This window comes from Thermoanaerobacterium sp. PSU-2 (assembly GCF_002102475.1).
Classification (GTDB): Bacteria; Bacillota; Thermoanaerobacteria; order Thermoanaerobacterales; family Thermoanaerobacteraceae; genus Thermoanaerobacterium.
On record NZ_MSQD01000014.1, the window covers coordinates 19,280 to 41,701 of the forward strand.

A 22,422-nucleotide genomic window follows, 5' to 3' on the forward strand; every position below is an offset into this window, starting at 1 on the left:
TATCATCTTTTCCTGAGATGTTTACTGGATTATCCTAAAAGCTTAACTTTTCTACAGTAAAGTCTTTTACCACATCGTCAAAATCACATACAACACCATCTACTGCAAAAACTGCCCTTTCATCTACCACATATCTCAACTTTTCAATTTTGCCTTTGTTTGCATTAAGGCTTTCGATTAATTCTTTTATCTCGATCTTTCCATCTTGTATGTCCCGCAATTCTTCGTCTTCTGTATCATGGACAAATTTTATCCTTTTGTTTAACTCACCTATCTGATAATTTTTTTCTTTCATGACTACCTGAAGCAAAAATCTTGGCATGTGGCCCATCTTTGAATTAGACATAAGGTTTTTGGTACCATTCCACATTGCTTCCAACATCAAATTTACATCGTCATCTGTAAGCGGTATATTCTGATTTTTAGCTGCATTTTCATTTACAATACCATAGAACGAGATAAGAGAATATGGAAGTATATATTTCTCTGTAAATGTTCCTTGAACATTGCCGCTCTGTGACGGCATTACAGTTGTGCCTTTTATGTAAGTCATGTTGACCTTGTGAAGGGACCTTCCATATCCAAACTGAACAGGACCTGTTAAAGTCATAGTTTTGTCCTTCACTGCTGTCGTAGCACCAAAAAGCCTAACATCTATACATTTATTGATGATATCGTCATTCGACCCGAAGTCGCTTATTCTATCATCTTTTGTCCGCAGTTTTCCGCTTTCATCTCTCGTCTCTAAGATAAACACATCCATTCCTTTATACTCTGCCAAATAATCTCTTATGGTCCTTTTAAGTCTTACGTCTGTAACTATGTTTATGCCTGTTTCCTCATCGATCCTGGGCTTGTTTTCGTCCACAGGATCTCCATTTGGATTTGCAAAGCTTACATCATAAAGAAAAAGTATTTCTGATCGGTTGTTTATAACGTTGCTCATCATTGTTCCTCCCCTTTGCTATAAATTATTGATGCTATTTCGTCTGCAAGATTTAACCCACAGGCGAAGTAAAAATTTATTTCATCTACTGGCATATGCCAATCATCTCCCGCTAAAAGAAGATAATTTGATACCTCCTTTGCCAGCAGCCTCTTGCCTTTGTCGAATGAATCGTACTCCTCAAGCTTATTCTGCACTTTTGGCAAAAGCCCTCTTATGTCTTTTTCATCCATCTTGAGGCTTTTTAGGTTTTTCATGAAAGGCTTTGCACCTCTATCTTTGTACTGCTTTCTGAGAAGCAACTCTGTAAGAGCACCTAATAGCACAAGTCCTCTTTTGATAGGCGTTTCGAAGTTTTCATCGTACTTTTTAAAGAAATCTGATAATGGTCTTTCCTCCATGGCTTTAACCTCCATTTCTACTAATCCTAAATTTTGTAAAAACTTAATTGTCATCATTCCATCTTTTATAGCACTTTGATAGTATTTGTCCTGAATGAATTCATCTCTTACCCGCTTCATTATAAATTTTAGTATCAAGTTTATGTCAATTTTCCTGCCTCTAAAAATCCTGTCTGTCAAATCTAAAAAGTAACCGTCAAGATCGCTGTCTCGCTTCTTCATGTCGGACTTAAACAAAAAATTACGTATATTTTTGAAAGTGAAGTTTTCATTAAAAATGCCGTCTACTATGTCTTTCGCCTTAAAAATCTCCCTTAAATGGGAAGGAAACACGTCTTCTATAAGAAGCAGTATTCTTTCAGCAGAATTTTGCTTTTCTATAAATAGATAGTTTAATGAAATTGAGTCATCAGCATCTTTTAAAAAATACATTATGTCGTCTTCATCCGTTATGACTCTTTTTTTCGTTGATTCTTTTAAGGACACAAGCTTTGAAGACTCTTTGAATATGTCCAATATCTCCTCTTTTACAAATTTTTCACCTATTAGAAATTTGGGTATTAGTTGATATTTGAGCCCATAAAACTTAAATGTCAAATTGTTTTCTATGTACTTCTTACCTTCTTCAAGCTTTAATCTGCAGTCTGGACACACAGGAAAGTTTCTCCACGATTTTTTCTCGTCAAACCCTCCGACTATGTACCCTGTTTTATCAATCGTGTAGAAAGCGTACGTGTCAACCTTGCCAAAAACCAAATCCTTCTTCTCACCACATATTGAACATACTTTGTCATTTGCTGAAAGTTTATTGTATTTTTCATTGTCCGTATCTACGAGGAGTTTTCTAAATAGCGGCATATCGCCGATGTATTTGTATGTACTGCCTTCTACGAATTTCAGCATGAGCACAAACTTATCCTTTTTAGAAGATTGTTTGATAAACTTCACGATTTCTTCTAATATCTCATCTCTATTTTCTTGAATAGCACTGTTCAAATTTTCAAGAAATCGCCTTTCATCTTCATCGATGTTTAATCCTTTTTTGCTAAGGATTTTAAACCAACTTAAAATCTTGCCGTTAAATGTCTTGTCAGGCTCTGTAATCTTTGCGACAGGCATATAACCAGGACCATTGCCACCAGCGCTTGAATACAAGTACCTTGATATTTTTTGGCTGTCTGTCTCCTCTATCGTCACATCTTTGTACTTTACATCATTGCCATCGACTGTAAAATTAATAGCTATGATGTTTTTATACGATCCATTTTGATTTGGATCTTCTATCAAAACATCTAAGAGACTTTTCCTTCCAACACTTATAGACATCTCTCCTATGTCTTTTACAGCATCCAGCATTTTGCGCACCCCCTTTACAATATCTCAAAGCATCCGAAACCTTGCGAGTTTTTAGCCCCAAGTCCTGAGTAGTAAGCAACCTTCAAAAGATCCGGGCTACACTCCACATCATATATTCCCATCCAGCCTTTTATGACTGTATTTTTGTACTTCATGATTTTTTGATATTTCACATTTTCGTTGCCAATCGGATAAAGCTTAAAATATGGATCTTTTACCTTCTCACCATAAATTACCTCATACTTTTTTAATAGGTTTTTTAATAAAAGATCAGAAAAGTTTTCATGCCAAGGTGAGTAGTAATAAGTATACCTTACACCCTTGTCCTCGATTGTAGAGTATGTGACGACAGGTGACAAAAACTTTATCCTTGCCTTATCTCTAAAGACAGGTGGATTCTCGATGTTTATTGAATTAAGCTTAAATGTCTGGTTATTGAATACGCAAAAGTCTTTTTTAAATATGTTTTGTGAAATGTCGTATATAAACTCATCAATGGGAGAAGATACAGTAAGCTTAAATGGTGGCTTTATCAATATCTTGTCATCTCTTTTTAAAAGCCTAAATTCCCCTTCAAGCCTCGAATACGTAAATAGCTTAAACTGCCTTTTTCCATGTTTGAATCCTTCGTCGTGCATGAATGCGCTGAAATCTCCATCTGTCATGCTGTTATATATAAAGCCTTGCACTATGTGATTGTACTGTATAGGCAAGTGCAACTCTTTGTCACCGCTGAACTCCAATACCACCCTCATCACTTGATACCTCCTCATTTTCAAAAAGAACATCCACACCACATTCCTATTAAAATTTTTTCCAATGTAATATATTCTTCAAAATCCTCCATTTTCCTGCTAAAGTTATGGAAATTTTTAAAAATAATAAGCGGATGATACCGCTTTTTAAGAAGGTCTTTTATCATGTCCAAAACACTTTACATATCTATTAGCCCAGCACAAAACATAAATCATCTCATCTGTCGTAAGTCTTGCAAAATCTCTATTGCGGCACTCTGCATTTTTAAACTTATACACAATGGATAGATACCCTTCTACAAACTTTTTAAATGCTTCTTTTTGTGATTTCCCGCCGCCTAACATAAAAGGATTTTTATTTACAAGATTAAGCATATTAAAAAATTTTGTTTTCACTTCATTTTCATTAGCACTTGCTTTCTTCGCACTATCAAAAAGATTTATAACGATGTCTAATATATTCGTCAATTTATTTTTTACAAAGTATTGCCCCATATTTACTGCCATATCATAAAGACCGTCTTGCATTTTATCACCTCTCAGTATCCTCTCTGATTGTTTACATTATGCCAAACGCTCTTTGTATGCCTTCTGTTCCAAGATAGCAACTCTTTCAACCTTTTTACATTCTTGGCCACATCACCATCATTTTCCCCATACCTATTAGCTCTTTTCGATGCATCAATATGATCGTCTATTGATTTCACCTTTACAGAGCCATAGTAAGCAGGCTTGCCATAACCTAATTTAAGGTAGATATCGCCACTTAATCCCAGTGAAAAACACAAGAGATCTAATTCATTATCATCTAAGCCATCAAAAAATACTTCCCCTTCAAATATGCTGCCCGGCATTACAAATTCACAAGGTACTGTGCCTTTTTCTATTATATTCGCATCTCCATGGCTGTAAAATTTTATTCCCTTAAATTTCCCATTAGAATCATAATAAAGGCTATTTTCTGCCTTTGGTTCGTAAAATGTCGGTATGTTTATTATTTCTACGCCATTATCTTTCACAAGCATCAAATCAGTAAACCGCAACCTGCTTTTCTTGCCTAATGAGCCAAACATATCGCATATTATGCAGTCATTTTGGTCATTTACACTTTTCCCAATCTTGCGTATGTCTTGCTTTGTGTTTATACAGCTTCTTGATACACTCTCAGCAATGGCCCTTGCGCATCCTTTTAAAGATGAACCAGGTATGATATACTCTCCATTGTACTTTGCAAATTCTCTAAATACAGTGCTGCCGTTTTCATTGTAATATCCTGAAAATATATGGACTGGCGTCACTACCTCAATGCTTATTCTAAGCTTACCACTTTTTAACTCAGGCGATTTCACATATTTTTTAGCACCTAATATAGGTACAAAGTTATAAGGTTTCATCAAACTCCACCTTCCTGAAACACTCATCATTCAATGACAACTTGGATAATTTTTCTCTTAATGTTTCTCTGTCAAACTTTCTCTCTATGTAAAATCCACAATCTTCATAACCTGATACGTCTTTTCTATCGTAGTATCTCATTGTAAGCTGAACATCTTGTACAGCCATGCGGCCAAAACCCCTTGATGTTATGCCTCCAAAGACTACATACCCATCATCGATTTCATCTAATATTTCCGTAATCACTTTAATCTGCCAATTAAACACATTCTCCATTTTTATTTCGCATTCAAATATGCCATCTTCTACAACTTCAGGCTCAAATAACGCTTTTCCTTTTGAAGCACCCGTTATTCTATCGATGGCAACATTCTTTCTCTTGCCCATCTTAACTTCTCCTATTGGATAAGCATCTTTAAATAGAATTCGGCTCTTTAAAGCAGTATTGCCAAACATTTTACATGCAGGACAGCTTTCTCTGTACCGCTCTTTTCCATTCATACTGCTACTAAGCTTCTTTCCGCAATATTCGGATCCAAATATATCACAGCCTTTTAACTTTTTCTCTGCTCTACTTCTAAATACACCTTTTATACTGCTGCCAGGCATCACTACCGTTAACTTACCATCTTTATAAGACCTTAAAAATTTGTTATCAGGCACTGTCGGATCAAAATCATTGTTGTCAGCGGCTTTTATTGAAAGAGGGCTCATGGTCTTTAAATAAAATTTGAAATATCCTTCATTGTGCAGTTCTTTAAACATCATTCCACCTCATTTCTTCATTTAAACCATTAGATACGTACTCCTTTAGATTGGATTTATCGACTTTATAGATCTTCTCATCAATAAGCTTAATAGTTCCTAAACCTCTGCTTGTCATTCCTCCTACTGATATCTGCCCATTTTTAAGCACATTTAGGCAAATTTTTAAAAGTTCTATATCGTCGTCATCCAGATTATCCCCTATCATGTGAAGCTTAAATCTCGTGCCAGATGGAGTAATCTCGTAATTGTACTTCTTTCCATCTTTCGCAGTACCTGTATCTCTGTCTATGCCAACACCATCTCTCATATCAAAAAAAGTCTTTTCATCTATCGAATTTAAATCTTTTATAGTAAGTTTTGCTGCTAAATGATTTGAGCCAAAAAGCCTACAAACATTACAAGAACTTTCGTATATTTCTTCTGCAATTTTTTTGTAATCTTTGTCGTACTTAGTTTTTAATCTTTTAACATCGTCATCACTCACACAAGGTTCATCATTGACTATTAGACATGACCTATAACCTTCAAAAGCGCCGCTTGAAAGGACTCTTTCAACAAAGCTTCTAAGGACTCCTTTTAGACTTGAGCCAGGTATTAAAGGTAGACCATTTTCATCCTTTATAACAGGTGAATCAACTTCAGTAGGATCCATGCTTTCTTGGCCTTTGCCTATGTGAATAGGCTTTAAAGCTACAATTGTACCTTTCACAATATACTTATTTTCAAATTTATCAAACATCTACATCACCTCTTATCATCCTTTAATGCTTATTTCTATTTTTAAAATAGCCACTTTGACTCTCATTGTTTCTCATTGGCTTTACTCTGTAAGATGACTGCCAATACAAATATCCAAAAAATAGACTTAAAGCCTTTGGCAAAATATCTTCAGGTACATCATTTTTTATCTTCCTCATGTATTCTATTATCTTATCTCCATACTTCATGCCATCAAAGATGCTATTCCAGCCGTTGCCCCTTGATTCTTTGTACTTTATGTAAAGTTCAAATTCATCATAAGAGTCGATATTTGAAGCAATTTCAGCCAATGTCCTGTATTGTGATATGCCAATCTTGTCTTTTTCTCTTCCTTTTTCATCATTTGAGTGAATCGATAAAAAATCTCTTTTTGATGCTATTTCATCTGAATATTCAATCAGCTTTTGCTTTAACTCTTTGCCTATATTCATATTTTAATTACCTCCATTCAAATGTATTTTATCGCAAATTTTCACATTCCCATATCCATTTGCAGTATTTTGCCCAATACCTGACTTCTCCGCAGAATACAGCTTGTCTTTGATGCCATCAATGTCTTCATTTGTACCGATTAAAACGACAGAGCCTTTTTCTATATAAACTGATGGTTTCTCCCTCATGTCATCCGTTGGTTTTGATGTATCGTATCCTCTGTATAAATTGCTTTCTGAGTAAACTTTTATCACGTCATATTGAAATCCAAGATTTAATATTTTCTTCCACAATTCTTTGTAATCATCTGTCGTCTTTAAAGGAATATTATAGTCTATATCAGGTATCATGTCTGAATAAAAATCAAGCGTTATAAGCGTCTTATATGTCTTACCACCATACTGCCTTTTGCCGACAATTTTATTCAACTTTTCGATTCTTTCTATCAAATCAACTTCATTTCCTGCACCTTCACTACATATTTCGATCTCGCATTTACCAAATCCGCTGGAAGTATCTGCACCAATCCTAAGCGTTTTAAATTCTTCAAGATCATTTGTTCCATCTACATACCCTTCAAATGTTGAACCTTCCTCTATTGCTAATATACTGTACAATCCTCCATCTCTTGCTGTCTTTGTATACGGATCGATGGCTGTTCTTGTAAAAAATCTTTTGGGAACATCTACCATTTTCCCATCTTTATAATACCCCGTGGCAAACTCTACTCTCTCTTTGCATCTTGGACATTCACTCTTTTTATTAAAAAGCACATCTACAAGACCATGGTCATTGTGATACTTGCATTTCATTGCAGAAAGCGGAAATGGCCTTGCACCGTCATAATAGAAGTTGTAAAATCTTATATTGCTAAAATTGCTGCACCAACCTTTATACTTACATCTGCTGCATTTTTCACCATCTCTTATGTATATCCAGTTGTACCTGCCATCTTTATCAGGTCTTCCTACATCGTGCAGTGGACAATTCCTCAAAATCTCTCTTGCAATAGCTGCCCTTATAACGTCACCTGGTATGTAATCTTTAGTAGTTAAAAAATTCCCTACCAAGTTTCTAGCACCTACTATAAGAGGTGAAATAAGGTTTAACTTTACCTTTATCATTCATCCCCCTCCTTAACATCAACATGGACCCATCCATATCCTCTGCTTTTACCCGCCCCAATGCTTTCTATCATTTTTAAAGATATCAAGATGAGTTCTTCGTACTTTTCCGTACTCTCATCTAAGTATAAATCCATTGTTCCTTTGAATGCACCACCTTCATAGATTTCCATTGAGTTTAGCGAATTGTCTTTTGCCACTTTTCTATACCTATCAACAGAAGTTGAATACCTTATAGTCCTGCTGCCAATGTTAACACTACTTTCATCTAATAATAAATCATCTATATACAACTTAGATGGGTTATACCCAGGTGAACCAAATACCTTGCATACAGGGCACGTGCACTTCATATCATCACGGTGTTCTTCATCGATCAAAGACATGAAATTTTGCCTCATGATCCCTTTCATTGTAGAAGCAGGGATATAAGGTTTTCCGAGCCTATCTTTTATAAAGTATTTATCCACAAGGTTGCCAGTGCTACTGCCTGTAGCAATGCACATTGGGGATTTTAATTTTACAACTATGTTAAACGTCTTTTTCAAAATATCACCTCAATCCTATACATAATCCCAAATCTCGGTAATATCATACCATGGCGAGTAGTATTCCATGCCGTTTTCACCTGAAAACTTAAAAAGCCCTTCTTCAAAACAGCCATTGGCTATCTCCACAAGTCCTTTTTCAAAGTCTTCTATATTTGACCTTGACCTATCATACATGTAAAAAAGCCTAAACTCCAATGGCAACATCATGCTTGCAGCATCCCTAAGTTTGTATATATGGTTTTTCATCATCTTTTTGCTTTCTTTCATTTTCAGTATCAAGTCTACAAGCTTAGTCATTTCAATCCACGTGTAATTTAAAATACCTTGATGTATGAAATCATAATTGCTACCTTTATCCCTATTCAATTCCAAATACATATTGCTTTCTAAAACCGCAAATGAAACAGTACCAATTTTGTTGTCCATCTTTTTTGAATATGATTTAGCTTTTTTCAAAAGCTTATTGGCCAATTCAAACATATTCCGTATAGGTGTGGAATATTTGCTTATTGCAACGCCAATAGACATTGTCACATTTGCACTTTTGTTAATATCCGACTTATTTTGAAATTCCATGTCAAATGTTTCAATAAGCTTTGACGCCATTATCAAACTGGATTTTGCAGGGGTTATTATGAATATATCGTCTCCTCCAAGTTCAATAACTTCAAATGGGATCTCTTCTCCTTCTACCTCATACCCTTTCCGTATAGCCTCCAATGTCGCTTTAAAAGCAGAACTTTCCGCTTTTCTGCTAAAATACATCATCTCGTACACATTTTTTATGTTCTTTATTATGTTCCCGAAGTTATTGCCATCACCGTATATTAATGCCATGTATCCATTGTTTTTAAAAGCCCCAATCTCGTCTAAGCCTTGAACTTTTTTGCCGCCGTATTGTCCTTGTCCAAATCTTTTTAAGTGCATTCTCTGAAATTCCTCATGAAATCCACTTTTAGCGTAAGTCCCAGCTTCAATTTTGTGAAGGCAGCTTAAGCATACTCCTTTTTCCCCTTCACTTGTCTGAATTGTATAGTGGGCATCTCTCAAATTACAGAATTTACATATCAATTTAGATTTACTTTCTATCTGCTTGTGGGTTATCTCATTTATCACCATGTCTTTGTCTTCTATTCCTTTGTTTACATCGCCATAATTAGGATCAACGTTTAAGTACAGCTTTAACTTTTTCCTATCTTCCAGCATTTCTTCACAATCTCTTATGACATCTTTATAATCATTCAATAGATCTTTTAATGTTGTTCTGTACGATATAAAGGCGCTTTGAGCTGTTATCGTCACATCTTCATAAAGTCTTTCTAAGTCATACTCTATATCAACATCATTATCAGGAACTACTGCAAATACATTTCCTCCACCACAGTAGATAATGGCCTCCGGTATAAACTTCTCTTTGAAGTAATCAGGAATCCTTACTCTGTTTATGTTGTCTAAAAGATAACTGGAACCTCTCAAACACTTTATGTCATTGTTCTCAACGATGTACTTTTTTGTCTTGTATACACCGCCTTTTATTATTTTTATATCTGCATTTCTGATGGAATCTTCAAATTTTTCCCCAAGGGCAAGCATGTCTACCATTTTTAACGCGGTATTTATGCTTTCACTTTGAGATTTTTCTATCTCAAAAAAGTGATGATACATCTCGAGCCTTACATCATTTGAATTGTCCATGGCATATGCAAAGCAAACGGCCAATGTAGCAGCATCTTTTAAAGATGGCGCCTTAACATCTTTTTTGTCTTTGTATGGCCTAATGTACGGTATTTCGTCTACATCGTTTTTCAAGTACTCGTATATTTCATCACTGTTCATCATGGATATATTTTGAGCTATCATCTTAAATTTCTTTCCATAATCATCCATCTTCATACAGTAATTGGTGCCAGTAACAATGTCTACCCAACTTATATATCCACCGGGAAGTTTCTCATGTCTAACTTTCTCATCTGTGAAATCTATGTACACGCTATCACCTCACTCTATGATTTTTTCTACATCATTTATAAAGTTGTTAAGTTCTTTTACAAAAGTATCATATGGCATGCTGTTATTTCTCCATCCAGCATGGTTTATATCATTTCTAACACCTTGTATATTGTAAATTATTTTAGCTAACTTATCGCTATCTTCTCTCTCTAATATTTTATTTACAATATCCTCATAAATTTTTGCCTCGTCTTTCCACTTTTCTTTAGGAAGATTGTTCCATTTTATGTAAAAAGCTTGTCCTATAGCCTCTCTGATCTTTCTATTATATTTATCAACCCCAAGTCTGTTGCAAAAATAAGTTGTTATGCCTTCTTCCAGTATCGTAAGCCCTTGCTGTATCATGTTGTGGTCTCTGCACCATTTCACCACCTGTATCATGTTTTTGTCTTCATCATCAGTAAAATTATCAAAGTGATTCTTTATGTTCTCTATTAATGGTGTCATAGGTTTTATGTAGCTTTTCTCTGATATGTTAAAAGCAAAGTCTATCTTTTCCTTAAGCTCTATTCCATCGTTTGATATTGATTTACCTCTACAAACTGCCACATTGTTTGTGTAATTCTGTATCGATTTACCAACCTTCTCTAATATATCCTTGTCATCTCTCATGCCTTTTTTTAAAAGCTGGTCTTTCCCGCGCTCTATAAGCTTATTTATGTACCTTGAGTCGCCGTCCTCTATGAAGCGATCGATTCCAACCGTCCAATCGAGAAGGTTTATAAAAGGAGTGAGATTAAATATAGGCGCATTTCTATTTTCCAATTTTAGCCTTTTTTCAATTTCGTTTGATGGGACTCCGAGAGCTTCTACAGCTCCGTAGTACATTCCTTTTATTTCGCATTTCTTTACAAATTTTGCGTAATTCAATATTATAAGTGCTAAAACAGGCAGTGATCTAAACGAATGCGTTATGTCAAATATTATTTCATCTTTGTAGTCTATCTTTCCTAATACTTTGTCAAATATATCCCAAAGTTCTTCTTCTACTTCCCCAGACGGAATATCTACAGCTTCAATAGTATCTACTATGCCTTCGTATTTTTTAAGCACACCAGATAGCCCACTTTTATCAGGATGACTTGCATTTGATAGCCAATTAGCTGTGGTAGCTTCTTTTGTCTTAAAGATGTAAATGCCGTCTATTTTGATGCCTTTTTTTAAAAAGATATCTATAAGCGCTTCTTGAACATAGCAAATCGCGTCGATTTTTACGTCATCCAACAAATAATTGCATTCGGCATACTTGCCTGTACCTAAAAATGAAAAAAATTTTGTTGCCATCATTTCCACCTCTCATATTTTCTAAATCTTACATGTCTAAATATCCTTTGAACTTTTACAGTGCCATCATTAAATGCCCTTTCATCTGCATCTCTCGCAGTCGTAGAATATACAGGTATCAATCCGCTTTCAAAGCAGAAATCCACCAATAAAAATGTAGCTCCAAAATCGCCTTGTATAAGGACATAATCGCCTTTTTTAGAATTTTGCTTTATCCACTCAGCAATCCTATCTACATAAAGACGTATAGACTCTTCCTCCGGCGGTATAGATGTCCATACTTTTTTAAGGTCATCTGGAAGATATATAAATTCATCGACGCCAAAAGTGCTATAAGCATCTTCCATTTGGCCCTTTGTAAGTTGATGTGAAAATACTAAAAATATTTTTCTCATTTTGTCATGACCTCTTTTATGAATTATAAAAGGATATAGACTAAAAGAAATGATAATCCTGATAGGTAGGCTAAATATGACATTTATATAGATATTTCTACATAAATCAAAAATTTCCTGCTTAAAAAATAAAAAAAACGCCTTAACGTAAGTTAAAGCGCTTATTGTTATATTATCTTTTCAAGTGTCTTCCATGCCAACAAGGCACATTTTACTCTGGCTGGAAAGTCTGAAACACCCTGCAAGACTTGTGCATCTCCAAGGTCGTCTATATCCACATCTTTTTTGTGTATCATGTCTATAAATTTCTCCACCAATTTTAAAGCTTCTTTTTTATCTTTTCCTTTTATAAGGTCACACATCATTGATGTTGATGCTTGGCTTATGGCGCAACCATGACCCACAAATGATGCATCTTCGATAACATCGCCGTTCATCTTAAGCTCCAGCGTTATGTCATCACCGCAGAGAGGATTGTGGCCTCTTTCTTTTATGGTAGGATTATCCATCTCCCTCTTATTAGGAGAATTTTCATAGTGCTCCATTATTATCTCTGAGTAAAGCTGATTTAAGTCGCTCATCTAAACCACTTCCTGACATCTTTTAATCCATCTACAAAAGCATCCACTTCGCTTTTATCGTTGTAAACGTAGAAACTTGCCCTCACAGTGGCAGGGACACCTAAGTACCTCATGAGGGGCTGGCAACAGTGGTGACCGCTTCTTACCGCTATTCCATCCTGATCAAGTATCGTAGCCACATCGTGGGGATGTACATTTTCCACATTGAATGATATTATACCTGTCCTATCTTTTGCATCTTTAGGTCCGTATAGTTTTACGTAGTCTATCTTAGACAATTTCTCTAAAGCATATTCCGTAAGCTCTTGCTCATGTCTTAAAATATTGTCAAGGCCTATTTTCTCTACGTACTCTATAGCCTTCATAAGGCCGTAAGCACCTTCAACATTTGGCGTACCTGCTTCAAATTTAAGTGGTGATGGTGCAAATGTGGAATGATCCTCAAAAACCTCGTCTATCATCTCTCCACCGCTTAAAAACGGAGGAATGTCATCCAGAAGATCTTCCTTTATATACAGGACACCTATACCCATAGGACCCATCATCTTATGGCCTGAAAATGCATAGAAGTCACATCCAAGCTTTTCTACATCTATCTTCATATTTGGTATGCTTTGTGCACCATCTATCAATACTTTAGCACCATTTTCATGCGATAAATTCACAATTTCGTAGACAGGGTTTATGATGCCTAAAACATTTGACGAATGCTGTAAAGCCACAAGTTTAACTTTTTCGTCTCTCAAAATGCTTTTAAACTCGTCTAAATCAAGCCTGGAATTTTCATCAAGGTGAACGTATTTAAGCTTTGCACCTTTTTTCTCCGCTACCATCTGCCATGGAAGGATATTACTGTGATGCTCGGCTATCGTCAATACTATCACATCGCCTTCACCAATGTGTTTAAGTCCCCATGTATATGCCACAAGGTTTATAGACTCTGTGGCATTTCGCGTAAACACAATTGACTCAGATGATTTGGCATTTATAAACCTTCTTACAGCATCTCTTGCTTCTTCGTAAGCTTCCGTCGACAATGCGCTTAGATAATGAGGACTTCTGTACACATTGGCATTGTACTCTTTGTAATACTTAGCAACCGCATCAATCACATACATTGGCTTTTGAGTCGTAGCCGCATTGTCAAAATATATGAGCTTTTTCCCGTGTGGAGTCGTCTTTAACACAGGAAAATCTTCTTTTATCTTTAAAACATCCAGCATCAGCCAGAAATCCTCCTTCCGATGTAACTTCTAACTGCCTCCTTAAGATCGTCATCAGGCAGTGTGTCAATTACTGGATTAAAGCTTGCTTCCACCATCAAAAGCTTTGCTTCTTCCATGCTTAAACCTCTTGACATCATGTAGAAAAGCTTATTTTCATCGATTTGTCCAGCGCTGGCAGAATGGTTTGCCTGCACGTCATCTTCAGAACACCATAATGCCGGTATTGCGTCAGATCTTACTGTCTTATCAAGCAGCAAAACTACCTCGCTTTCATTGCCTTTTGCCTTTTTAGCTCCCCGCTTCATGTCTAAGTTTCCTCTGAAAACCGCCCTTGCTTTATCTTTTAATGCGCCTTTCACATCAACATTGCTTTCTGTCCTGACTCCTATGTGATTAACCCTGTATGACATATCATGGCTTTGATCGTAAGCTCCCAAGAATATGGAGCTGAAGTAAGCACTGCTGCCTGCGCCTTCCAATTCTGCCGTCACATCATAAGCATCTACTTTTCCACCTAAATCGATTTGCGTCCATTTTACAGTAGCATCATTCCCTGTTATTATTATATTATTGTCAAAATTTGAAGAATCATCACTGAACCTTTGAATCTTCACTATATTTACGCTTGCGCCATCTTTGGCAATGACGGCTGTAAGGCCATTGTGAAATCCTCTTTTATCTGAAGCTAAATCAAAGACAACCGTCAAGTTTGATAGCCTCTCTGCAATAATAAGGTTTAAATCAATTATAGTATCGTCATCGCCAACTGCACTGTAATTCACTGTGACAGGCAGTTTGACATTTGAATTTGGCAACGCTCTTATGCTATAGCCTGTATTGTAAAACGCCAAAACCATATTTTTAAACTTTTCGTCAACGCCAAAATTGTGATCCAATGCGGACTTTATCGCATTCAAATCGTCATCCATCAAAGCTTTTGTCAAAGGATTCACCACAAGTCCTTCTTGAGCATCATTGCCGATGACTGCACTTTTGTACTCTTTGTAGTATGGAATGTGGACATCATCCAGTTTAACTCTTTTCCACATAGGCATTGGCACTTTTGAGAATACCTCGTAGCCTTTTACTCTAAGCTCTTTCTCTTCACTTCCGCCTTCCTTTATGATATCTTGTATTGTATTGTAATCTAATGACTTAATCATAGAAACATCTCCTTTACCCTATAGTTCCTTCAAGCTCCAGCTTTATAAGGCGATTAAGCTCAACGGCGTACTCAAGCGGAAGTGATTTTGCTACAGGCTCTACGAATCCTCTTACGATCATGGACCTTGCCTCATCTTCACTTAATCCTCTTGTCATAAGATAGAATATCTGCTCATCGCTGATTCTTCCTACCTTTGCCTCATGCCCTATGTCCACATTGTCGTTTAAAACTTCTATTATAGGCATCGTATCTGATCTCGATATTTCATCTATCATAAGGCCTTCACACTGTACAGATGCCTTTGCACCTTCTGCATTAGGCCCTATCCTTAAAAGTCCTCTGTAATTTGTGATTCCACCGTCTTTTGATATGCTTTTTGCCAATACTTTGGACGATGTATACGGTGCTAAGTGTATCATCTTAGATCCTGTATCTAAATGCTGTCCCTTTGCTGCAAATGTCACACCTGTGTATTCAGATTTCGCACCTTTACCTCTTAATACAGACGCCGGATAAAGCATAGTCTTGTGGCTGCCAAAAGAGCCTGATATCCACTCTATGACACCATCTTTATCGACTAAAGCTCGCTTTGTATTTAAGTTGTAAGTATTTTTGCTCCAGTTTTCGATAGTAGAGTAGATAAGCCTTGCTCCTTCTTTTACAAAAAGCTCCACACAGCCTGCGTGTAAATTGGATACTGCATACTGTGGTGCTGAACACCCTTCTATGAATCTCACTTCGCTGCCTCTATCGGCTATAATAAGCGTGTGCTCAAACTGCCCTGTTCCTGGTGCATTCATCCTGAAATATGCCTGCAAAGGCACTTCTACTTTCACATTTTCAGGCACGTACACAAATGTGCCACCGCTCCATATGGCCCCGTGTAGCGCCGCAAATTTGTGGTCATTTGGCGTAACATTTTTCGTCATAAAATACTCTTTAATAACGTCAGGGTATTTTTTTAAAGCCGTGTCCATGTCTTCAAATATTACGCCTTGTTTTGCCAGATTGTCTTTTATGCTGTGGTAAACAACTTCTGAGTCGTACTGTGCACCTACGCCAGATAAAGCCTTTTTCTCTGCCTCAGGAATGCCCAACTTCTCAAACGTATTTCGTATGTCTTCAGGTACTTCGTCCCATGAGTTTTTTAATTTAGCGTCAGGGCTTAGATATGCTACAATGGAGTTTATGTCAAGCTGACTTAAATCAACGCCCCATGTAGGCATTGGCTTGCTTTCATATATTTCAAGAGATTTTAAGCGAAAGTCTCTCATCCACTTAGGCTCATTTTTTCTTTCGGATATCTCCTCAACGATCTTTTTAGAAAGCCCCTTTTCCGTCTTGTACGAATACCTGACTTCGTTTTTTATGTTGTACCTGGAAAAATCTATATCATTAACAATGGTCTTTTTCATCTGATTCACCCCTTTATGACAGAACTTCGTCCAGTATAGACTCGTATCCTGTCTTCTCCAGCTCCTTCGCCAGATTTTTGTCTCCTTCTTTGACAATTCTTCCATGTGCCAGTACGGATATTACGTCTGGCTCTAAGTAATCCAATATCCTATTGTAATGAGTTATAATTAGTATTGACATATCTTCTGTCTTCAATTTCCTTACTGTCTCAGCAACAATCCTTAAAGCGTCTATGTCAAGGCCTGAATCTATTTCATCCAACATGACAAGCTTTGGATTTAACATAGCCATCTGCAAGATCTCACTTTTCTTCTTTTCTCCGCCAGAAAAACCTACGTTTAAGTACCTTGTCCTGTACTCCTGCTTCATGTCCAGCATATCCATCTTTTCCTTCATGCTTTTTGCAAATTGCAGCATAGGCATGTTTTTATTTGTAACTGCATTTAAAGAAGTCCTTATGAAATTATCTACCGTAATCCCTGGTATTTCCTCAGGGGATTGGAACGATAAAAATATGCCTTTCTTCGCCCTTTCGTTTACTTTGAGGTTTACGATATTTTCCCCTTCAAAAAGTATCTCACCATCTGTAACTGTGTAATGTGGATTTCCCATTATTACATTGCAGAGGGTACTTTTTCCGCTGCCGTTAGGGCCCATAATAGCGTGTATTTCTCCTCTTTTTATAGTCAAATTAAGTCCTTTTAATATCTCTTTGCCGTCCACTTCTGCTTTGACATTTTTTATTTCTAACAAATTGTCCTTCATATTTACACTCCCTTTTTAATTCCTACTATTTTAATGGGATTACTTCCATGTTTTAATTATACCCTAATATTAAAAAAAATCAATAAATATATGAAAAATATAATCATTGTTTATTTTTCCCTTGTGTAACATAATCTATAGCGAAGAAAAATAATATGGATTTAAAAAATTTACTTCTTTTACTTTTATCAATATAAAATCTTTGATAAAATAAAATTAAGTTTTTATTTTTCAAAATTATACAAAAACGGGGTATGATGATGAAAAAACCATTAATTAGAATTTTAATTGATCGACTATTATATTTGTTAATTGCATCATATGGAATTATCAAGGTATTTATCGTTAAAGGTGTTATAGACAAAATATTCTTATTTACAATATTCATTTCATTCTCTTATGAATTTTACAAAACTTTTAACCACCAAACCAAATTCAAATGATAAAAAATTAATGCTATTTTGTCCACTTTAATAATTTTCATAGGTTTTGCTATGGCCGGCTGGACGAGATACAAGCAAGCTTTGCATGATATAATTGCTGGTACTTTTGTAATAAAAAGTTGAACTTTTCAAATGGAGGAGGAGCAAATTGCTGAAACTTTTTATAAGGGCATTGATTTCTAGTTTAATTTTTACACTGTTAATGTTTCTGTTATTAAAAAAAGAAAAAAGTGACTATAAAAAGAAGAGTTTAAAGCAATTCGCCTTTATGTTCTTAGTTTATTTCATATCATATATGCTTATTAGCTTGCTCATCAAGTAAAAATTTTAAAATTTTTCCGAAGGAGTATCATTGTAAATGAATAGAAAGAACATTATAACAATAATTATTGCTGTGTTAATAATGGCCTTTGGATTAATTATAGGATCATTAAGCAGATATAACATCTTAGAAAAAATTTTTTCTGTTCTCTTAGTTGCAGCAATACTGGCTTTAATATACGATACATATTTTCTTTTCAAAGATAAAAGATATTTTGGAAAAGCAAAATGGATAGTAAAATCAAGTAATAATACATTACTGCTTACAATCAGCTTGTATTGTATCTTAATACCGGCTTTAAGCATTGATTCTAAAAGCTCTCTGCACACCATGCTTATCTCAATTATCTTTGTATCTGGACTAATCCCCTTTCTTCATTCCATATTAAAAGACGGAATAAATGAAAAAGGCATATTTCATTGGGGCACTTTATACACATGGGATAAAATTCAAAGCTACAGCTTTACAGACAATTTCTTAGTCATTGCTTTAAATTCCGCCACTAATAAAATCAAATTAATTGTCAAAAAAGAAGATAAAGAAAATATTAAACTCTTATTAAAAGAGCATATAAAGCGCTAACATCAATCAACAAATAAAATAACAAGCCACGAAAAAACCGAGATTTACTCTCGGTTATATTTCATCTACATCCACGTATTTAGCTATTATATCGTCAACAGGAATTATCAAATACTCGGTATCGCCGTGCTTTATCTTAGTACCAGAAAATTCTTTGTATATGACTCTATCGCCTATTGATATCTCATCTGTGGCACCGGCTGCAAGGCCTTCCACAATTCCTTCATGAAGCTTTTCTTGTGCGTTTCTTGGGATTATTATGCCGCCAACTTTTTTATCTCCTTCAGCTTCTTCAAGCCTTATAAGTGCGTTACCATTTACTGGTTGTATCTTTTCCATGTACATCATCCTTTCTATTATATTTATAAATAATTTTTATCCTTGGATACCTAATAGTGTGTTTAATCTGGCCTTATCAAATCCCACTACTATTGTACCATCTATGTCCGTCTGTGGCACACCTCTTTGTCCGCTTCTCCTTACAAGTTCTTCAGCAGCACCAGGATTTTTGGTCACATCTACTTCTCTAAATGGTATATTGTTTTGCCTCAAGTACGACTTTGTGGCGCTGCACCACGGGCACGAAGGCGATGTGTAGACAATAACCCTATGGTATTTTTTTGATCCATCGCTTGACTTTACAGGCGATGTAGTAAGCAACTTTTCGTAATAATCTTCTGTCTGTACGCCGTAGACTATCTGCTGTACTTTCCCGTCACCGTAAGCAATTAAAGCAGGTACAGCAGTAATGCCAAATTCTGTGTGCAATACTACTTCTGACGCATTTACTGCATAGACTTTTACATCTTTGTTTTTATCGCTGAATTTCTTTAAATTATCTAACGCCTCTAAACTTTTTTGAGATTTATTAGAGTAAAATAACAGCATGAAGAAATCTGCCGACTTTTTTATGTCCTCAAATTCACTCCTGTCCTTTATAAAGCTTAACATGCACAACACCTCTTACAATCGTATATAAGTCGCGGGTTTATACCCCCCAATGGTAACTGGTTTAATCTACAATATATTATATTCACACTGCATTAAAATGTCAACATATCAAATACCACGAGAACAGTATATGTTTATATAAGCTAATGTATACTATCTATAAGGAAAGGAGTTGTTTTTATGAAATATGAAAGAGCTGAAGAAATATACAATTCTCCATCAAATTATGAAGTTGTCTATGATGGTCAGGCAGTATGGATAAATTCTCTAAATCCCAATAAAAAATACGCTAATATCAAATTTTTGCACGACAACGCCGTCATGGATGTTCCTGTCGGTTTTTTGGTGGAAGGCAAAAAATTAAGCTAAAAACAAGGGCAGCCTTTCTCAATTACAGAAAATAGCTGCCCCTCATCTTATGACATTAATCGTTTTTCTCCTTCCAAGGCTTTAATAGGTCCTATATCTTGTGTGACTTCCAATGTTCCTAAATACTCTCCATCTTTGTCTCTTACAGCAAAATACCTGATGTACACGTATTTGTTCCCCATTTTTATCCAGAAATCTTCATGACTCTTTTTCCCTGATTTAAAATCCCTCAAAAGTTCTTCTACTACATGGACACTGGCAGGCGGATGGCAATACTGAACCTTTCTGCCTATTACAGCCTTCGTCCTGGCAAAAATCCTGTCTTTCCCATTCGAAAAATACCTTACCACATCATCTTTGTCAACAAACGTCACATCAAAAGGCAAATTATCAAATATGGCACCTATCTCTTCCACCTTCAAAACACCTGTGTCAAATTTAATATATCCATGCTGTGCATCATTTGCAAGTTTTCCTTCTTCTTTAGCCTTTAAACTTTCCCTTTTTGGTTTCCACTTTGACTCAGGTGATATTAAGCAATATCCGATTTCGTCACTTTCATCCATGATATTTACCCATTCATCCTCAGTAAGCGTATCCAAAGCCATCGGGAGAAGTATGTTCTCCTCTTTGAATATCATCTCTATTATCTTATTGATAAGCTTATTTAGCTTATCTTCAATTGCACCTTTTTTAGACTCATTGTATTCTTTTAAATCCCCGATGGTGGATTTTAAAAGCTCTCTAATTTCATCGTCCACACCCCACATGACACTTGGAGGACCTGTTATTCCGTACTTCTCCAGATATGGAAACAAAAGATTTTCTTTCCTTGAATAATGTTTATCAATATCCATGAGAAGATTTATATTTCCCAAAAGCTTTGATATGCTCTCTTGTGTGCCATTGCGTTTAAAATCCTCTAATGTTGGCCTTAAATTTTCATTTATATGTTTTTCAATTGCTCTATTTTCTTCCTTAAATGTATGAACCGGATGTCCGGGTATAGTCTCAGGTTTCTTTAGCTGCTCCAATGACTCTCTGAAAACAGCCGCATGAACATCGCAAAGCCTTTGAATTTCCTTTACAGAAAGCCCCTCGTTCATAAGCTCCTGTTCTATCTGAGACAATTCTGTATGCGTAATGCCGTCTATTACGTCTTTGAATTTTTGCTTCACCTCATCCACCGATTTGCCTTTGTGAAGCTCTCTTATCACTTCTTTTAAAAGCTCTTGCCTGTGCTCTCTATTGTTTATAAGCTCACTCATAGTAAATCCTCCTTTCTTAAATTATTATCTAATTGTTGCATTCATATTTATTATGCCGTCTATCTTCTTATTTAAAACAGATGTCTCAACTTAATTTTACCTCAAAATACAGTTATTACTGTGATATAAATCACTACTTTAAAAATAATTTATCCTTGCTTACATGCTTTGCCAATCTATCGTACACAAATTCTTTCATGTACTTTTCATTTTTATATGTAAATACTCCATCCTTTACCTCCGTATCGTAGCAAAATACAAATGATGTTTCTTTAAGCTTTTCCACTTTTTTAGCCTGCTCCTTTACCATCCTAAATGCACCTATATTAAAGTCGTATATATCTTGAAGTGGCAATTCTTCGTACAATTTATCTATAAAGTCCGAATATATCTTTTCAAAACCATCAACATACATGATAGGTTCTAACGATATTCTCACTTTTACTCCTTTTTCAATAGCCTTTCTTATGGCCATTATCCTTTTGTCAAGGGATGGAGTAGAAGTCTCATAAATCGAAATCACTTCCTGAGGTAAAAGGGACCACGAAAATATTACATTATTAGGAATCGCTGTAGATTCAAAAAACGCCGCATTAGCACATTTTGTCCTTATCTCCATCAACAAGTTTTCATTAGTCGTTGCGTATGAAATCCACATAGACGCAAAGCTTGTCAACGGCTCAAACGCCAATAAATCTGTCTCATATGATATGCTTAAATATATCCTTTTGTCACAAGAAAGTTTGTCAACCTCATCAAAAAAGTCTTCTAAATTGACAAAAAAAACGATATTAGCCGATGGATACATGCCTTGAAGATAACAGTAATCGCAAGAGTAAATGCAGTTTAAGACATTCGAAGTATGGTAAAACTCATCAATCCCAAAGTTTTCGCACATCTCAGAACCTCTGTATATAAAATCGTACCTTTTCTTTGCCAGTATTATATTTGGATATTTCTTTTGCATGACATAATTCTGCCTTTGCCTTAAAAATAAGTCGCTATACCTTTGGATTTCAATAACAGTACTTCTTTTCAATGCATTTAATATTTTCTCTGTAGTAGAGTGGTTTAAAACATCTTTTTCAACGTAAACATGAGAAAACTTCATATGCCATTCATCCTCTCAAAGTGTATAAAGATAAACAAAAAAGCGCC

The 22,422-nt window shown here is 35.6% G+C and carries 24 protein-coding genes; 2 read left to right on the plus strand and 22 right to left on the minus strand.

The features are described from left to right. Positions 1–34: 34 nt before the first annotated feature. The 18 genes from cas7b to sufC form a co-directional block, all read right to left on the minus strand. A complete protein-coding gene (cas7b, locus tag BVF91_RS10695; protein WP_085113385.1) occupies positions 35–946 on the minus strand; it encodes a type I-B CRISPR-associated protein Cas7/Csh2 in 912 nt (303 codons plus the stop codon). After that, a complete protein-coding gene (locus BVF91_RS10700; RefSeq protein ID WP_085113386.1) occupies positions 946–2,703 on the minus strand; it encodes a TIGR02556 family CRISPR-associated protein in 1,758 nt (585 codons plus the stop codon). Before BVF91_RS10700 ends, cas7b begins: the two co-directional genes overlap by 1 nt. Positions 2,704–2,717: 14 nt before the next feature. Beyond that, entirely contained in the window at positions 2,718–3,458 is a 741-nt protein-coding gene (gene cas6, locus BVF91_RS10705; protein WP_085113387.1) for a CRISPR-associated endoribonuclease Cas6, read from the minus strand. A gap of 147 nt (positions 3,459–3,605) precedes the next feature. Next, the gene (locus tag BVF91_RS10710) at positions 3,606–3,986 is read right to left on the minus strand and encodes a hypothetical protein (RefSeq protein WP_085113389.1); all 381 of its coding nucleotides are present in this window, start codon (positions 3,984–3,986) and stop codon (positions 3,606–3,608) included. Positions 3,987–3,997: 11 nt separating this feature from the next. Beyond that, positions 3,998–4,852, minus strand: coding sequence for an RAMP superfamily CRISPR-associated protein (locus BVF91_RS10715; RefSeq protein ID WP_085113390.1), 855 nt, complete (start codon positions 4,850–4,852; stop codon positions 3,998–4,000). After that, positions 4,839–5,618 carry an RAMP superfamily CRISPR-associated protein gene (locus BVF91_RS10720; protein ID WP_085113391.1) on the minus strand — a complete coding sequence of 260 codons (780 nt, stop codon included), beginning with the start codon at positions 5,616–5,618 and terminating at the stop codon, positions 4,839–4,841. Before BVF91_RS10720 ends, BVF91_RS10715 begins: the two co-directional genes overlap by 14 nt. After that, positions 5,611–6,360: a type III CRISPR-associated RAMP protein Csx7 gene (gene csx7 / locus BVF91_RS10725; RefSeq protein ID WP_085113392.1), complete on the minus strand. Its 750-nt coding sequence runs from the start codon at positions 6,358–6,360 to the stop codon at positions 5,611–5,613. Before csx7 ends, BVF91_RS10720 begins: the two co-directional genes overlap by 8 nt. Positions 6,361–6,382: 22 nt before the next feature. Beyond that, positions 6,383–6,811 (minus strand): hypothetical protein, encoded by a 429-nt coding sequence (locus BVF91_RS10730; RefSeq protein WP_085113393.1) that lies wholly within the window; start codon positions 6,809–6,811, stop codon positions 6,383–6,385. A gap of 3 nt (positions 6,812–6,814) precedes the next feature. Beyond that, positions 6,815–7,936, minus strand: coding sequence for an RAMP superfamily CRISPR-associated protein (locus BVF91_RS10735; RefSeq protein WP_085113395.1), 1,122 nt, complete (start codon positions 7,934–7,936; stop codon positions 6,815–6,817). After that, positions 7,933–8,484 (minus strand): RAMP superfamily CRISPR-associated protein, encoded by a 552-nt coding sequence (locus BVF91_RS10740; RefSeq protein WP_085113396.1) that lies wholly within the window; start codon positions 8,482–8,484, stop codon positions 7,933–7,935. Before BVF91_RS10740 ends, BVF91_RS10735 begins: the two co-directional genes overlap by 4 nt. A gap of 15 nt (positions 8,485–8,499) precedes the next feature. Next, positions 8,500–10,476: a Cas10/Cmr2 second palm domain-containing protein gene (locus BVF91_RS10745; protein ID WP_085113397.1), complete on the minus strand. Its 1,977-nt coding sequence runs from the start codon at positions 10,474–10,476 to the stop codon at positions 8,500–8,502. Positions 10,477–10,485: 9 nt separating this feature from the next. Continuing rightward, positions 10,486–11,781, minus strand: coding sequence for a TIGR02221 family CRISPR-associated protein (csx2, locus tag BVF91_RS10750; RefSeq protein WP_085113398.1), 1,296 nt, complete (start codon positions 11,779–11,781; stop codon positions 10,486–10,488). Beyond that, positions 11,781–12,176: a CRISPR-associated protein Csx20 gene (gene csx20, locus BVF91_RS10755; protein ID WP_085113400.1), complete on the minus strand. Its 396-nt coding sequence runs from the start codon at positions 12,174–12,176 to the stop codon at positions 11,781–11,783. The genes csx2 and csx20 overlap by 1 nt, the downstream gene beginning before the upstream one ends. A 167-nt stretch (positions 12,177–12,343) precedes the next feature. Then, positions 12,344–12,757 carry a Fe-S cluster assembly sulfur transfer protein SufU gene (gene sufU, locus BVF91_RS10760; protein WP_085113402.1) on the minus strand — a complete coding sequence of 138 codons (414 nt, stop codon included), beginning with the start codon at positions 12,755–12,757 and terminating at the stop codon, positions 12,344–12,346. Next, positions 12,754–13,980: a cysteine desulfurase gene (locus BVF91_RS10765; RefSeq protein WP_085113403.1), complete on the minus strand. Its 1,227-nt coding sequence runs from the start codon at positions 13,978–13,980 to the stop codon at positions 12,754–12,756. Before BVF91_RS10765 ends, sufU begins: the two co-directional genes overlap by 4 nt. After that, entirely contained in the window at positions 13,980–15,146 is a 1,167-nt protein-coding gene (gene sufD / locus BVF91_RS10770) for a Fe-S cluster assembly protein SufD (RefSeq protein WP_085113404.1), read from the minus strand. Before sufD ends, BVF91_RS10765 begins: the two co-directional genes overlap by 1 nt. A 13-nt stretch (positions 15,147–15,159) precedes the next feature. Beyond that, entirely contained in the window at positions 15,160–16,563 is a 1,404-nt protein-coding gene (gene sufB, locus BVF91_RS10775) for a Fe-S cluster assembly protein SufB (protein WP_085113405.1), read from the minus strand. A gap of 13 nt (positions 16,564–16,576) precedes the next feature. Then, a complete protein-coding gene (gene sufC / locus BVF91_RS10780; RefSeq protein ID WP_085113406.1) occupies positions 16,577–17,329 on the minus strand; it encodes a Fe-S cluster assembly ATPase SufC in 753 nt (250 codons plus the stop codon). An 801-nt stretch (positions 17,330–18,130) separates the two neighbouring features. Here sufC and BVF91_RS10790 point away from each other — a divergent pair. Continuing rightward, positions 18,131–18,676: a DUF5673 domain-containing protein gene (locus tag BVF91_RS10790; protein ID WP_085113409.1), complete on the plus strand. Its 546-nt coding sequence runs from the start codon at positions 18,131–18,133 to the stop codon at positions 18,674–18,676. Positions 18,677–18,730: 54 nt separating this feature from the next. On the opposite strand, the gene BVF91_RS10795 is transcribed toward BVF91_RS10790, so the two are convergent. Both BVF91_RS10795 and BVF91_RS10800 read right to left on the minus strand, forming a co-directional pair. After that, a complete protein-coding gene (locus BVF91_RS10795; protein WP_041592273.1) occupies positions 18,731–19,015 on the minus strand; it encodes a co-chaperone GroES in 285 nt (94 codons plus the stop codon). 36 nt (positions 19,016–19,051) lie between these two features. After that, entirely contained in the window at positions 19,052–19,627 is a 576-nt protein-coding gene (locus tag BVF91_RS10800) for a glutaredoxin domain-containing protein (protein WP_085113410.1), read from the minus strand. A 180-nt stretch (positions 19,628–19,807) separates the two neighbouring features. On the opposite strand from BVF91_RS10800, the gene BVF91_RS10805 reads away from it, so the two are divergent. Continuing rightward, complete coding sequence (locus BVF91_RS10805; RefSeq protein WP_085113411.1) at positions 19,808–19,996, plus strand: H-type small acid-soluble spore protein; 189 nt, start codon at positions 19,808–19,810, stop codon at positions 19,994–19,996. Positions 19,997–20,043: 47 nt separating this feature from the next. Here BVF91_RS10805 and BVF91_RS10810 read toward each other — a convergent pair whose 3' ends face one another. Together BVF91_RS10810 and BVF91_RS10815 are read right to left on the minus strand one after the other, a co-directional pair. Next, on the minus strand, positions 20,044–21,264 hold the full coding sequence (locus BVF91_RS10810) for a DUF438 domain-containing protein (protein WP_085113412.1): 1,221 nt from the start codon (positions 21,262–21,264) through the stop codon (positions 20,044–20,046). 133 nt (positions 21,265–21,397) lie between these two features. After that, a complete protein-coding gene (locus BVF91_RS10815) occupies positions 21,398–22,375 on the minus strand; it encodes an SPL family radical SAM protein (RefSeq protein ID WP_085113413.1) in 978 nt (325 codons plus the stop codon). Positions 22,376–22,422: the final 47 nt, after the last annotated feature.